The 13,011-nt window shown below is 66.6% G+C and carries 13 protein-coding genes; 8 read left to right on the forward strand and 5 right to left on the reverse strand.

The window, feature by feature from the left end:
• Positions 1–5 precede the first annotated feature (5 nt).
• The 8 genes from Q0071_RS01735 to Q0071_RS01770 are packed head-to-tail and all read left to right on the forward strand — an operon-like array spanning position 6 to position 8,352.
• The gene (locus Q0071_RS01735) at positions 6–1,337 is read left to right on the forward strand and encodes an aminotransferase class III-fold pyridoxal phosphate-dependent enzyme (RefSeq protein ID WP_298164620.1); all 1,332 of its coding nucleotides are present in this window, start codon (positions 6–8) and stop codon (positions 1,335–1,337) included.
• On the forward strand, positions 1,334–2,413 hold the full coding sequence (locus tag Q0071_RS01740; RefSeq protein WP_298164622.1) for a CPBP family intramembrane glutamic endopeptidase: 1,080 nt from the start codon (positions 1,334–1,336) through the stop codon (positions 2,411–2,413). The genes Q0071_RS01735 and Q0071_RS01740 overlap by 4 nt, the downstream gene beginning before the upstream one ends.
• A complete protein-coding gene (locus Q0071_RS01745; RefSeq protein ID WP_298164624.1) occupies positions 2,403–3,731 on the forward strand; it encodes an aspartate aminotransferase family protein in 1,329 nt (442 codons plus the stop codon). Before Q0071_RS01740 ends, Q0071_RS01745 begins: the two co-directional genes overlap by 11 nt.
• On the forward strand, positions 3,728–4,507 hold the full coding sequence (locus Q0071_RS01750; protein WP_298164625.1) for a TIM barrel protein: 780 nt from the start codon (positions 3,728–3,730) through the stop codon (positions 4,505–4,507). The genes Q0071_RS01745 and Q0071_RS01750 overlap by 4 nt, the downstream gene beginning before the upstream one ends.
• Positions 4,507–5,580 (forward strand): serine hydrolase domain-containing protein, encoded by a 1,074-nt coding sequence (locus tag Q0071_RS01755; protein ID WP_298164717.1) that lies wholly within the window; start codon positions 4,507–4,509, stop codon positions 5,578–5,580. The genes Q0071_RS01750 and Q0071_RS01755 overlap by 1 nt, the downstream gene beginning before the upstream one ends.
• Positions 5,577–5,999: a hypothetical protein gene (locus Q0071_RS01760; RefSeq protein WP_298164627.1), complete on the forward strand. Its 423-nt coding sequence runs from the start codon at positions 5,577–5,579 to the stop codon at positions 5,997–5,999. The genes Q0071_RS01755 and Q0071_RS01760 overlap by 4 nt, the downstream gene beginning before the upstream one ends.
• Positions 5,999–6,952, forward strand: coding sequence for an alpha/beta fold hydrolase (locus Q0071_RS01765; RefSeq protein ID WP_298164629.1), 954 nt, complete (start codon positions 5,999–6,001; stop codon positions 6,950–6,952). The genes Q0071_RS01760 and Q0071_RS01765 overlap by 1 nt, the downstream gene beginning before the upstream one ends.
• Positions 6,949–8,352 carry an MFS transporter gene (locus tag Q0071_RS01770; protein ID WP_298164631.1) on the forward strand — a complete coding sequence of 468 codons (1,404 nt, stop codon included), beginning with the start codon at positions 6,949–6,951 and terminating at the stop codon, positions 8,350–8,352. Before Q0071_RS01765 ends, Q0071_RS01770 begins: the two co-directional genes overlap by 4 nt.
• Here the strand turns inward: Q0071_RS01770 and Q0071_RS01775 are convergent, their stop codons facing one another.
• From Q0071_RS01775 to Q0071_RS01795, 5 genes are read right to left on the reverse strand one after another with little or no spacing between them, the layout of a single operon-like run.
• Positions 8,353–9,009 carry an SGNH/GDSL hydrolase family protein gene (locus tag Q0071_RS01775; protein ID WP_298164633.1) on the reverse strand — a complete coding sequence of 219 codons (657 nt, stop codon included), beginning with the start codon at positions 9,007–9,009 and terminating at the stop codon, positions 8,353–8,355.
• Positions 9,006–10,127 carry a C45 family peptidase gene (locus Q0071_RS01780; protein WP_298164635.1) on the reverse strand — a complete coding sequence of 374 codons (1,122 nt, stop codon included), beginning with the start codon at positions 10,125–10,127 and terminating at the stop codon, positions 9,006–9,008. The genes Q0071_RS01775 and Q0071_RS01780 overlap by 4 nt, the downstream gene beginning before the upstream one ends.
• Positions 10,124–10,996: a 3-keto-5-aminohexanoate cleavage protein gene (locus Q0071_RS01785; RefSeq protein ID WP_298164637.1), complete on the reverse strand. Its 873-nt coding sequence runs from the start codon at positions 10,994–10,996 to the stop codon at positions 10,124–10,126. The genes Q0071_RS01780 and Q0071_RS01785 overlap by 4 nt, the downstream gene beginning before the upstream one ends.
• 45 nt (positions 10,997–11,041) lie before the next feature.
• Positions 11,042–11,797: an SDR family oxidoreductase gene (locus Q0071_RS01790; RefSeq protein ID WP_298164640.1), complete on the reverse strand. Its 756-nt coding sequence runs from the start codon at positions 11,795–11,797 to the stop codon at positions 11,042–11,044.
• Positions 11,794–12,885 carry a mandelate racemase/muconate lactonizing enzyme family protein gene (locus Q0071_RS01795; RefSeq protein WP_298164642.1) on the reverse strand — a complete coding sequence of 364 codons (1,092 nt, stop codon included), beginning with the start codon at positions 12,883–12,885 and terminating at the stop codon, positions 11,794–11,796. Before Q0071_RS01795 ends, Q0071_RS01790 begins: the two co-directional genes overlap by 4 nt.
• Between the last annotated feature and the right edge of the window lie 126 nt (positions 12,886–13,011).

Consider the following 13,011-nt stretch of genomic DNA (forward strand, 5'->3'; position numbering starts at 1 on the left):
CCGCCATGGCCGCCGCTGCCGCCGGACACAACCAGACCGCTTCCGCCCAGATCTTCGAGCGTGCGCGCCATGTCATGCCTTCGGGCTACACGCGGCACCTCGTCGTGCAAAAGCCCAACCCGACATACGCCGCGTCCGGCGATGGCTGCTGGATCACCGACGTCGAAGGCAACCGCCGGCTCGACTGGGTCAACAACTTCTCCTCGCTGATCCACGGCCATAACAAGCGCGAGATCGTCGAGATGCTGGCCGCGCAGGCCGGGCGGCTGATGTCCGCCGTGCTGCCCACCGAATGGGAAGTCTCGCTGGCGGAGATCCTGTGCGAGCGCATTCCGTCGGTTGAACGCGTACGCTTCATGAACAGCGGAACCGAGGCCAACCAGATCGCAATCAAGGCCGCGCGCGCCTATACCGGCAAGCCCAAGATCGCCAAGATGGAAGGCGGCTACCACGGCCAGTTCGATCTGCTGGAAGCCAGCTTCCAATCGAACCCCGGCAACTGGGGCCCGGCCGAGCGGCCCAATGCCACGGCCTATCAGGTCGGCCATCCGCAAGGCCTGCTCGATCTCGTCACGATTCTGCCGCTCAACGATATCGAGGCGACGCGCGCCATCCTGCGCGCCGAGGCGGACCAGCTCGCTGCCGTCATCCTCGACCCGCAGCGTTTGCAGCTCGGCATGGTCGCCCCGCACCGCCCCTATCTCGAAATGCTGCGCGAAGAGACCGAGAAGCTCGGCATTGTTCTGATCTTCGATGAGGTCTGGTCGCTGCGCGCAGGCTACAACGGCTTTCAGGGCGAAATCGGGATCACGCCCGATCTCACCACCATGGGCAAGATCATCGGCGGCGGCATTCCCGTCGGCGGCTGCGGCGGCCAGCAGAAGTTCATGAGCGTGTTCGAGGTCGATGCCGGCGATCCGAAGATCAAGCACAGCGGCACTTTCACCGCCAATCCGATGGCGATGGCCTGCGGCACCACCTCGCTGCGCCTGCTGACGCCGGATGTGTTTGCCCGCATGGCCGCGCAGGGCGAACGGCTGCGCGAGGGCCTGCGCGCGATCCGGCGCGATCTGGGGATCAAGGCGCAAGTGCTCGGCGAAGGCTCGCTTTCGGGCATGACCCCTACCGAACTGCCGCTGAACAACTACCGCGAGTTGGCCTATGCCTTCGCCACCGAAATCGCCCCCAAGCTGCCGGTGATCCAGACGGAACTGCTGGCGGAAGATCTCCTCACCATGCGCGGCGGTTTTGTCGGCTCGACGCCGATGACCGATGACGATATCGATTTCACCATCGCCGGCGCCCGCCGCGCATGGACGAGGATCATGGCGCAATGAGCCTTTCCGCGCGGGTCCGCCGCCATCCCTTTCGCTGGTTCTACGGCATTGCCCTGGGCTTTTCGACTGTGCTGTGGACCTATGCGGTCATCCACACCGTGCTTTGGCCGAATTACGCCGGGCCGGGCGTGACTTTGGGCGACTACTTCTATGCCGAACGCGCCAAAGTGGCCGCCGCGCATCCTTATTGGGCCGCCCATTCGGATGGCGTGCCAATCAGCCTCATGGGCTACTGGCAAGTGCCGCAAGTCTCGATGTTCCTGTTCTTCCCGGGCGCGCCGACAGTTGCGGCCCTGCTGGTCACCGGCATCGGCTGGGGTCGGCGCGGAGTTGGTGCGCTGTTGTCGCTCTACAGGCCCATTCTCGGCGATCAGGGCTGGCGCGAGGCTGTGCGGCTTTATGCAGCGCTGGTGCTGATTATTGCAGGCGTGGCTGGCCTGTGCGCCGCAGCGGCGTTCTTCATGGCGGGATCAGCCGCAAAAGGCGTCGTCGCATCGGCTTATGGCATGGCCTCGCTGCCAATGTTCCTCTCGGCATGGGGCATCGCGCTGCTCATGAACCAGGGGGGACTGCTTGAGGAGATGGGCTGGCGCGGCTTTGGCTGGCCGACTCTGGCACGCAAGCTGGCCACACCGCTCTCCGCTGCCGTGGTGCTGGGCGTCTGCTGGGCTCTCTGGCACTTCCCGCGCGAAGTGCCGCTGCTTCTGACCGGACAAAACACGCTTTCCAACCTTTTGCTTGGCCAATCCCGGTTCATTCTGGCCTGCGTATCGATGACGATCGTGGCCGTCTATTTCGTCAATATGGCGGGTGGCAGTGTCTGGCCGGCGATCATGGTCCACGGCACTTTCAACATGATCTACGGCGCGTTGAAACTCGGGCCCGATGGCAATGGCGGCGGCGGCAGCGTTTTCAACGAAACCCTTTGGGTGTGGGTGATCGGGGCCGTCATCGTGCTGCTGATCTCGGGCAAGGACCTCGGCTGGTCGACGCGCCTCAGGCTCCACGGCGGCGATGGCCGCACAGATCCCTCACGTCTCTGGTCCGAAAGGGAGAGCAATACCCATGGCCAATGATCGTTCCCGCGCGCTGTTCGATCGCGCCAGCGCCGTCCAGCCCGGCGGAAACACCCGCCACATGATCGTGTTCGGCCCGCCGATGCTCTACGCCAGCCACGGCGAAGGGTGCCGCGTCACCGATGTCGACGGCAACGTCTATATCGATTGGGTCAACAACTTCTCGACCCTGATCCACGGCTATGGCCACCGCCCGACGATCGAGGCGGTGAAAGCGCAGGCCGAGCGCATGCTGTGCTGCATCCTCCCCGCCGAGCCCGAAGTGGAGCTGGCCGAGCGCATCTGCGCGCGCTGGCCCGGTGCCGATCAGGTGCGCTTCATGAATTCGGGGACCGAAGCGATCATGGTCGCGGTCAAGGGGGCCCGGGCGCTGACGGGCCGCTCCAAAGTCGCCAAGTCCGAAGGCGGCTATCACGGCCAGTACGATCTGGTCGAAGCGAGCTTCCTGCCCACTGCCGAGACCTGGGGCCCGGCCGACCACCCCGCCGCCCCGCCCTTCGGGCGCGGCACGCCGCAGAGCCTGCTGGATGAAGCGGTGATCTTCCCGTTCAACGATAGCGCCGCCACGCTGGCGATCCTTGAGGAACAGGCCGAAAGCCTCGCTGCCGTGGTGATCGACCCGATTCCCGCCCGGCTCGGCTTCTCCCCCGCAGACCCCGCCTATCTCGCCGCGCTCCGCGAGTTCTGCACGCGTCGCGGGGTGGTGCTGATCTTCGACGAGGTGTTCTGCGGCCGCGCGGGCTACAATGGCGCGCAAGGCCGCCTCGGCGTGACGCCGGACATGACCGCGCTCGGCAAGATCATCGGCGGTGGCCTGCCCATCGGCGCAGTGGCCGGCACGCGCGCCGCGATGGCGGTGTTCGACAATCTGGCGGGGCCGCTCAAGATGAGCCATTCGGGCACCTTCACCGGCAATCCGATGACCATGGCTGCGGGCTGCGCTGCGCTCGATGCGCTGACGCCGGAGGCCTTCGCCCAGCTCGAACGGCAAGGCGATGCCCTGCGCGCGGGGCTCACCGCGCATTTCGATGCGCTCGGCCTTGCCATGCGCGCCAATGGCCTTGCCTCGATGACCAGCCTGCAGTTCTTCCGCGAACCGGCACGCAACTACCGCGAGTTTCATGTGCGCTCTGGCACGGATTACCTGGCTCGGATGAAACAACTGCACGGCCTGATGCTGGAAGCGGGCGTGCTCATGGCCACGCGCGGCCTGATGGTCGGCTCGACCGCGATGACCGATGCCGATATCGCCGAGACCGTGGACCGCGCCGGGCAGGCGCTGGCCCGTTTTGCCGAGGCGGAAAGGATTGCGGCTTGAGGCGCTTTACCACCAGCGTATCCCTGATGTGGCGCGATCTGCCGATCGCGGAACGTTTTGCATCGGCCAAGGCGGCGGGTTTCTGCGGCGCGGAAATCCAGGTGCCGGGCGAAGCCGCCGCAGCCGATTGGGCCGCAGCGGCAGAGTCATCGGGCCTGCCCGTCATGCTGATGAACCTTGATATGGGCGATTATCTGGGCGGCGGTCCGGGCCTGTCCGGCGTACCGGGGCGCGAAGCCGCCTTCGCGGCGGCGCTTGATATCGGGCTCGATGCCGCCGCGCTGCTGAAGCCCGCAATCCTCCATATCGGCCCCTCGCGCTTGCCCGAAGGCGTGGCCCGCGAGGCATGTCTCGATGTCTACCGCGCCAATGTCGCGCTCGCGCTTGAACAGGCCTGCAGCCGCGGGATCACGGCGCAGCTCGTGGTCGAAGCGGTCAACCGCGCCGAGGCCCCCACCGCGCTGATCGGCACGACCGCCGAAGCCGCCGCCATTGCCGCCGACTTTGGCGGGGCGCTGGGGCTGCTATTCGATCTCTATCACGCGGCAGCAGGCGGCGAGGATCCGCTCGCCAGCTACCGGACCCATGCCGGGGCTATCGCGCATATCCAGTTCTCCGACCTGCCCGGCCGCCAGCCGCCCGGCCAGGGCACGCTCGATTTCGCCGCGTTGTTCGCCGGGATCGAGGCCGCTGGCTACGCGGGAGCCTGGGGAGCGGAATACATGTCGTTTGCCGGCACCGGCGCAACGCTCGGCTGGATGGAAGCGCTGGCGTGATGCCGCCAACCATGGGCTTGGCCGAGGCCTTCGCCGCGCTCCCTCCGGCGCTCCACACGCCGATCCTGCGCATCGAGGATCGCCACGGCACTTGCCGCTTCGCCGCCGCGCGCGCACCCGCGACCGCCGATGGCGCGTTCCACGTCGCCTCCATCACCAAGACGATGACCGCCACGGTGATCCTCCAGCTGATCGAGGAAGGCGCCTTCTCGCTCGAGACCCCGTTCGACGATCTCGGCGTGATTGACCGCACGTTGACGCGGGGGCGGCTCGATGGCGGGATCACGATCCGCCACTTGCTCTCGCACACCGCCGGCATCCGCGACACGATGGAGGACGATGCCGAAACGCTGGGCGGCCCGGCGCCGGGCAGCGTGATCGGCCGGCTGATGCTCGATCCCGGCAAGCACTGGCAGCCTTTCGATCCTGCACGGCCCGAAGATGGCAGCGCCGGGATCATCAACCACTTCTTTGCCAGCGGCACTGCCGATGCGCGCCTTTCCCCGCCGGGCGCGCGCTTCCATTATTCCGATACCGGCTACATGCTTCTCGGCCTCCTGATCGAGCGCGCTGGGGGCGAGCCGCTGCACGCAGCCTACCGCCGCCGTCTGTTCGATCCGGCCGGCATCGACGATATCTGGCTGGCCTACCGCGAGCCGGCGCGGCTGCCCGAAATCGATCAATACTTCGGTGACATGCCCCTTCTCGCCAGCGGCGTCTCGCTCAGCTTCGACTGGGCGGGCGGCGGCCTTGTCGCCACCGCTGCAGCGCTCGCCACGTTCCTGCGCGCGCTGCTGGCCGGGTCCCTGTTCCGCAAGCCTGAGACGCTGGCAGCAATGCAGGACTGGGCCGCGCCCGAAGGCATGGCCGCGCCGCGCACCGGCGTCGGGCTTGGCCTGTTCCGGGTCGAGCGCGATGGCATGACCCTCATCGGCCATTCCGGCGCACCTGCCGCGCGCATGTTCACCGATCCCGAAAGTGGCCTCTTCCTCACCGGCACAGCCAACCAGGCCATCGGTGCGGCGGACTGGCACTGGCCGCTGCTCGCCCTCGCCCGAAAGGAATTCGCATGACCACTGCCGCCGAAACCTTCATCGAAACCGTGCTTGAAAAGGTCAAGGCCGGCACCGGGAGTTCGGTCAGCGCATGGCTCGCCCCCGGCGCGCGGCTGTTCACCCCGCGCCATCACAAGCCGGTCACCGATCCCAATCACTTCGCGATCATTCTCCAGTCGATCCCCAAGGTCCTCGAAAACTTCCGCTACGACCGCACCTGGGCAGCGGGCGACGAGGCAATCATGGAGTTCAAGGGCAATATCGGTGCGGTCGAAGTCCACGGGCTCGATATCTTCACCATCGACGACAACGGCCAGATCAGCGAGCTCACCGTGTTCGTGCGCCCGACCAAGGCCCACGCCGCCCTCGCCGAGCGCGAGGATGCGATGGTGATCGAAACGCTTCAGAAACTGCAACGCGGCGAAGCCATCGGCTGATGCGGCGGCTCGACGATCCGTTCTGCACATTGGCCGCCCCGCGCGCTTCGGGGCATCTCGACGTCGGCGATGGCCACCAGATCCACTGGGTCGAAATGGGCAGCGCGGACGGCCTGCCCCAGATCATCTGCCACGGCGGTCCGGGCGGTGCGATGATGCTGGGCAGCGGGCGGTTCAGCGATGGCACGCGCCTGCGCAGCGTCCATTTCGACCAGCGCGGCTGCGGCCAGTCCACCCCTCGCGGCGAACTCGCCGCCAACAGCCTGCAGCACAGCATCGCCGATATGGAGGCATTGCGCCGCCATCTCGGCATCGAGCGCTGGTTGGTCAGCGGCGGCTCCTGGGGCTCGACGCTCGCGCTCGCCTATGCGCAGGCGCATCCCGAACGCTGCCTTGGCCTGTTCCTTGTCGGCGCCTGGCTCTGCCGCAAGCGTGACACGCGCTGGTGGTTCCACGGCGTCCGCGCGCTGTTTCCCGAACTGTGGGAGGCGTTTGCCGGTGCGGTCCCGCCCGAAGAGCGCGGCGATCTGCGCGCTGCCTACTGCAAGCGCATTCTGGGCGACGATCCCGAAATTGCGGCCGATTTTGCCACCCGGCTGTTCCTCTACGAAGAAGGCTTCATGCACTTCGATGCGCCGCTGACCCCGCCCGATCCCCTGCGCGGGCGCGACTATGGCCGCATTTTCGCGCACTATGCCGCGCACGATTTCTTCGTCGACGATGACCAGTTGCTGCGCGAGGCGGACCGGCTGGCGGGCATTCCGGTCCATATCATCACCGGCCGCTACGATTGCTGCACCACGCCGGAGAACGCTTTCGATCTGGCGCAGGCGGTGCCGCATGCGGTGCTGGAGATCGTGCCCGGCGCAGGCCACTATCCCACCGAACCGACCTTCGCCCGCGCCGTCGCGCGCGCGGCACAGAGCTTTGCTGCCAGAGTCGGCGGCTGGTGAGCGGCAAGGTCCCCTTCGGCCAGCTTACGGCCTATGCCCTGCCGGGGCTGCCGCTGTCGTTGCTGATCTCGCCCTTCCCAGCGCTGCTCATGGCGTTCTACGCCAAGCACACTGCCGCAACCACTGCGGGCATCGCCACGATCATTCTCTTTGCGCGCATTTTCAACGGCGTGATCGATCCGCCGATCGGCTATCTCTCCGATCGCACCCGTGGCCGGTTCGGCCCGCGCAAGCCCTGGCTGATCGGCGGCGCGCTCATCTCGGTCCCCGCGTTCTACGTGGCCTACATGCCGCCCGCCGATGCCGGCAACGCATGGTTCGCGCTCGCCATTGTCAGCTTCTACATCGCGCATTCAATGATCGCGACACCCTACAACAGCTGGACCGGCGAGATCAGCACCGACTACGCCGAACGCTCGCGCATTGCCGGGGCGCAGACGCTGACCCTGCTGATTGGCGGGGTGTTCTTCCTTGCCCTCCCTGAAATCCTCTCGGCGCCGGGGATCGGCCTGCTCAAGACTTCGGCGCTGAACCGCGAGGCCATGGCCGTGTTCGGCCTGATCGGCATGATCGCCATGCCCATCGCGATTGGCTTGGCCGTGTGGAAAGTGCCGGTCGGCACCGTCACCCAGGGCGAAAGTTACGGCATGCTGGAGATGCGCACGGTCTTTACGCTCAACGGCCCGTTCCGCCGCTTCATCGCCGCCGACATGCTGAGCGCGATCGGCTGGGCGGTGAGCTATGCGCTGATCACCATCGTGCTCGACAACTACTTCGGCTTTGGCGAGGGGATCGTGCTGTTCCTGCTCAGCGCCACCGCCGCGCAGCTCCTCGCGATCCCGGTCTGCACCCGGCTCGCAGCGCGCTTCGGGAAGCACCAGGTCTATGCCTGGGGCCAGATCCTCAATGGCGCACTCCTGCCGGTCTACCTGCTGTTTCCGCCGGGCGGGCAGGCCAATTTCCTGCTGATGCTGGCCTTCGGCAGCTTCGTCAGCGCGCTCGGCACGCCCAACATGCTGTTTCCCAGTGCGCTGCTGGCCGATCTGGCAGACTACGACAGCCTCAAATCCCGCCAGTCGCGCCCCGGCATCTATTTCTCGATGCGCACGCTGCTCAATCCTGCAGGCGGCGCGATCGGCGGGGCGCTGGGGTTCTACATGCTCTCGATCGTCGGCTTCGATCCCTCGGCCAAGGTCAACAGCGCCAGTGCAACCTTCGGCATGCTGATGACTTCCACCTTCGTGCCGCTGCTATGCTTCATCCTTTCGGGTGCGCTGATGCGCGGCTACGAGATCACCGCCCGCCGCCACGCCGCGATCCGCCGCGCACTGGATCGGCGCGATCAGGCCATGATCGGCGGCGAACCGAGCCTGATCGGCGCGACCGTCCTCGCGAACTGATCAGAGCGCCCCGAACAGGCCTGCGATCACCGCCTCGGCAATGATCATGTGCCCAGCAAGTGCCGGATGCACCCGATCAGGCGCGAGCGCCATGGGATGCAGCGCTTCCAGCACATGATCGAACGCAGCCTGCACATCGATGAAGCCAAGGCCCTGCTCCGCCGCCACGCCGCTCGCGATGGCGGCATAGGCGTCCATTCTTGCCCGCATCGGTTCCGTGCGATCAGGCTCGATGAAGAAGGGCCCCGCCACGCTCACCCCGATGCCCGCTGCGCGGGTCTCGGTCACCAGCCGCGTCAGCGTTTCGCGGTATTCCTCCGGCCCGATCTGCCAATCGCCCCAGTTCGTGCGGCTGAAGGCGCGCCACACGTCGTTGATGCCGATCATGATCACCACGTGATCGGGCGCGATCGCCAGAACATCGCTCTGCCAGCGCGCCGCAAGGCCGCGCACCGTATCGCCCGAAACGCCCATGTTGACGATGCGTTGGCGGTGCGTCGGGCGCCGGGCGGTGAGCAGCGCGGCGACCAGCGCGACATAGCCTGTGCCGAGCGGCGTGCCCATGACCCCCTCGCCAACCGGGCGGAGCCGGTCGCAGTCCGTGATGGAATCGCCGATGAACAGCACTTTGCGTGGCATCATTGGATCAAGCGTCATGCGTCAAACTCCTGCCATGCGGTGCGATCAGCTGGCCCCGGCGCGACATGGAGGCGCGGCGTTTCCCCCAGTTCCATCACCAGCGAGCCGAAGCTGAAGCCATCCCGCTTGCCCTCGATTTCCCCCACGCGGCAAATCGGCCCCTCGCGGCAGGCGAGCAGCGCCTTGGCTGCTGCTACATCCAGCCGCTGGGTTGGATCGATGCGCTCATAAAGCGTTGCGAGGCGCGCCTCGGTAGTGAAACCGAAGCGGGCGGTGCGCTGTGCTTCGTCCATCCCGGCAATCATCGCCTCGAACCAGCCTTGGTGCGGATTGGCGACGGGGTGATTGCTGTGCGCCACAACGAGATCACCGGCATCGCGGCGCCATTCGCTGACGCCATTTGCCGAACATTCGAGGCTGACGGCGCGGCCGTGGCCATCGGGGACGATATAGTTCTGGCCCGAAGCGTGGTGCACATGCCGCAGGAACCCGTGCCCGGCTGCCGGAGAACCGCTGGCCAGATAGCTGCGCACGACGAGGTCTTCGGCAAGGCCGGTGCGTGCCGGATCGAGTTGCAGCAGCGAATTGCAGGTGATGGCAAGGCCGCGCCTGGTCATGCCGCACAAACTGATCTTGCCAGCCACCGTGAAGACAAGGGCGTGGTCGCCATTAGGCTGCACGAAACGCAGCAGAGTCTGTCCGCCATCCCACCAGGTCGGTACGTCCATGGTCTGCGCAATGAGCAGCGCCGCATCTGGCCCGGCATCTGAACCCAGCGATGAGCAGCCCTTGGGCGCGGTCTCGCGGTCTCGCGCATATTCCATGCGCACCCAAGGCTCCTCGTCAGAAAGCATGCGCGCGAACACGCGGGCGTAGGGGATGCCGGAGCCTTCGGCGATGCCGCAAAGTTCCTCCAACAGGTCAGGCGCAAGGCGCTCGGCCGCATCGAGGAAGCCCTGATCGATTAGTCCGTCCAGATAGGCGCCCGCAGGTTCGCCAAGATCGGCAGCAATCGCTTCCTCCCACAAGGCGTGGTGGCGCGCGATTTCCTCGCGCAGTGCCTCGCCATGCTGGCGTCCGCGCTGGCGGGGCGTGCCATAGAGATCAAGGGTGTGCAGTTTGCCCAGAAAGCTCACGCCACCAGCCCCAGCATTTCACGGGCCACCCATGGCGTTGCCACCCGCGCGCCCAGATCGCGCACGATCCGCGCCGCCTTCGCGCAAAGCTCGGCATTGCTGCGGGCCAGCGCTCCCTTTGCAAGGTAGATGTTGTCTTCAAAGCCCACGCGCACATGCCCGCCCATCAGCGTCGCGGCGGCGACCATCGGAAAGCTGCTGCGCGAAACCCCGAAGGCCGACCAGATTGCGCCCGGCGGCAGCATGGCAAGGCCCAACTGGATCGCCTCGATGCTCGCCGGCCAGCCATAGTTGATGCCAAGCACGAACGAGAACATCGGCTTCGGCCCGAAGCGCCCATCGGCCAGCAACTCCCGCGCCAGCACCAGATCGCCCGGATTGAAGATCTCGATCTCGGGCTTCGCCCCCGCGTCCAGAATAGCCTGCGCCATGATCCGCACATTGCGCGGCGTGTTCATGACCACCTGATCCCCCGAATTCATCGTGTTGAGATCGAGCGTGGCGATCTCTGGCCGCAGCGCGGGGATGTGGCTTACCCGTTCGAGCGGCGGCAGCAGGGTCGTTCCCGGCGCGGCAAGGCGCGGATCATCGGCATCCGGCACAAAGCGCCCGCCGGGGCCCGTGGTGAGGTTGAGGATGAGCTGCGATCCGGCGTTCCGGATGCGCTCGACCACCTCGGTATAATGCGCCAGTTCCATCGAGGGCCGGCCATCATCATGCCGCACATGAATATGCACGATCGCCGCCCCCGCAGCCTCGGCCTCCAGCGCCGAAGTTGCGATCTGTTCCGGCGTGATCGGCAGATAGGGGGTCATGTCGGGCCGGGTGATATTCCCGGTAAGGGCGCAGGTCAGGATCACATCGCGCATCGGCAGGCTCCAGAATGGCAAGCGGCGACGGGTTATCTCGCGCCGTCAGAGATGGCGGCCGCCGTCGACGTAGATTGTCGCCCCCGTGGTGGCCGTCAGCAGGCGCGCTGCAGCCAGCACCGCATTGGCCACTTCGGTCACGTTCGCCAGCCGGCCGAGCGGAGTGGCGGCGATTGTGCGCGCGATGAATTCGGGGCCGCGCCCCTGCGCAAACGGCGTGTCGAGCGCCGAGGGAGCCACGCTCACCGTCCGCACGGCCGGCGCCAGGGCCTTGGCGAGCGAGATCATCGCCGTATCCATGGCGGCCTTGGCGGCGCCATAGGCGATGTTGCTGCCAAGGCCTGTTCGCGCGGCGACCGAAGAGACATTGACGAAGACCGGATCGGTCCCCGCGCGCAGCAGCGGCGCAAGGTCCCGCGCCAACCGCAGCGGCCCCATGGCGTTCGCAAGGAACACCTCGTCGATCAGCCCATCATCGAGGTGCGGCAAGTCCGCCAGCGCGACCGAGCGGGTCACGCCCGCCGCCGTCACCAGAATATCGACTGCGCCGTACTTCTCCGCCACCCGCTGCGTGAAGGCGCGGATCGAAGCGGAATCCGCCAGATCGAGCCACGCGTGAACTGCATGGCCGCGCCCCGGCGCGGTCCAGTCCGCCGCGCCCTGACGCGAGGCCGCGACAACCCGCGCGCCCAGATCGCAGGCCTGCGCCGCCACTGCCGCGCCCACGCCGCCGCGTCCGCCCACGATCACCACCCGCGCACCGGCAAAGCCGCGCAGCAGTTCGGCGAGCGAGGCGCTCATATCTGGCGCGGTCCGCCGTCGGCCGCGCGCGCAAGACCATGGTGGAACTGGCTCCCGAACGGCTGGTAGCTCGCGCCCTCTAGCCACTCCAGATCAAGCTCCATCCCGATCCCCGGCACTTCGGGGATCACAAGGTAGCCGTCCTCGATCCGGTTGACCGCTTTCACCACCTGCCGCCAGGGATCGCGATCCTCGCGGACATAGCCCTGGACGTCCCAGTTCACCGTCGCCGCCGCCATCTGGATATGGGCCGCCGTCGCCACCGGCGAAGTGAAGTTGTGCGGCACGATGCGCTGCTGGCGCGATTCGGCGATCGCGGCGATCTTGCGCATCTGGGTAAAGCCGCCAGCAAGGCCGATGTCCGGCCGCAAGATCGCGATATCGGGGCAATCCGAGTAATCCCGGAACTCCCAGATATTGGTCACCCGCTCAGCGAGCGCGACCGTTCCGCCCATGCTGCGCGCCGCCTGCACATTGGCCGCAAGGCTGAACGGCATGACCGGATCTTCGAGGAAGTAGGGCCGCATGGACCGCACCCCCTCGGCAAACACACCCGCAAGGTCCGGCGGCAGATTGCGGTGCATCTCGACCGCGATGTCGATATCCCAGCCCACCGCCGCGCGGGTTTCCTGCACGGTGGTGATCACATCCTGCAGCATCCGCGCGGTCGTCTGCCGTGCCCAATCGCCCACGAAGGGCTTGAGCTTGATGGCGGTGAAGCCCTCGTCGCGCGCGGCCACGGCCCCCGCGATCAGCGCATCGACCGAGCCCGCTTCAACCAGCAGGATCGCCCGCACCTTGTCGCGCACCCGCCCGCCGAGCAGCTGCCACACCGGCACGCCCAGCGCCTTGCCCTTGATGTCCCACAACGCCTGATCCAGCGCGGAAACCGCCGCCATCTGGCACGCATCGCGAATGCAGTGGTGCTTGATCGCCAGCTGAAACAGCCACTCCGGCCGGAAGGCATCCGCACCGATATAGATGGCCTTGAGGTCCTCGATCACCGCCGCCGTTGCCAGCGGATGGGGAAAATACGTCGCCTCCCCGATCCCGATCGCGCCGCCCTCGGTGGTTACCGTAACGAACAACCAATGCCCCGCGACATGAGCACGGATTTCAGCAATCGGAGCGGTGTGAAGGCGAGATACTGGCATGACTTACAGGTCATATAATGGGATCTACGCATTTGCAACCTGACACCATTATAGCGCTCA

The organism is Novosphingobium sp. (assembly GCF_027486195.1).
Lineage (GTDB): Bacteria > Pseudomonadota > Alphaproteobacteria > Sphingomonadales > Sphingomonadaceae > Novosphingobium.

What these genes read in the sequence shown, in the direction of transcription:
- Q0071_RS01735 (WP_298164620.1), top strand. Translation starts at nt 6, where the DNA reads ATGGCCGCCGCTGCCGCCGGACACAACCAGACCGCTTCCGCCCAGATC.
- Q0071_RS01740 (WP_298164622.1), top strand. Translation starts at nt 1,334, where the DNA reads ATGAGCCTTTCCGCGCGGGTCCGCCGCCATCCCTTTCGCTGGTTCTAC.
- Q0071_RS01745 (WP_298164624.1), top strand. Translation starts at nt 2,403, where the DNA reads ATGGCCAATGATCGTTCCCGCGCGCTGTTCGATCGCGCCAGCGCCGTC.
- Q0071_RS01755 (WP_298164717.1), top strand. Translation starts at nt 4,507, where the DNA reads ATGCCGCCAACCATGGGCTTGGCCGAGGCCTTCGCCGCGCTCCCTCCG.
- Q0071_RS01760 (WP_298164627.1), top strand. Translation starts at nt 5,577, where the DNA reads ATGACCACTGCCGCCGAAACCTTCATCGAAACCGTGCTTGAAAAGGTC.
- Q0071_RS01765 (WP_298164629.1), top strand. Translation starts at nt 5,999, where the DNA reads ATGCGGCGGCTCGACGATCCGTTCTGCACATTGGCCGCCCCGCGCGCT.
- Q0071_RS01775 (WP_298164633.1), bottom strand. Translation starts at nt 9,009, where the DNA reads ATGACGCTTGATCCAATGATGCCACGCAAAGTGCTGTTCATCGGCGAT.
- Q0071_RS01785 (WP_298164637.1), bottom strand. Translation starts at nt 10,996, where the DNA reads ATGCGCGATGTGATCCTGACCTGCGCCCTTACCGGGAATATCACCCGG.
- Q0071_RS01790 (WP_298164640.1), bottom strand. Translation starts at nt 11,797, where the DNA reads ATGAGCGCCTCGCTCGCCGAACTGCTGCGCGGCTTTGCCGGTGCGCGG.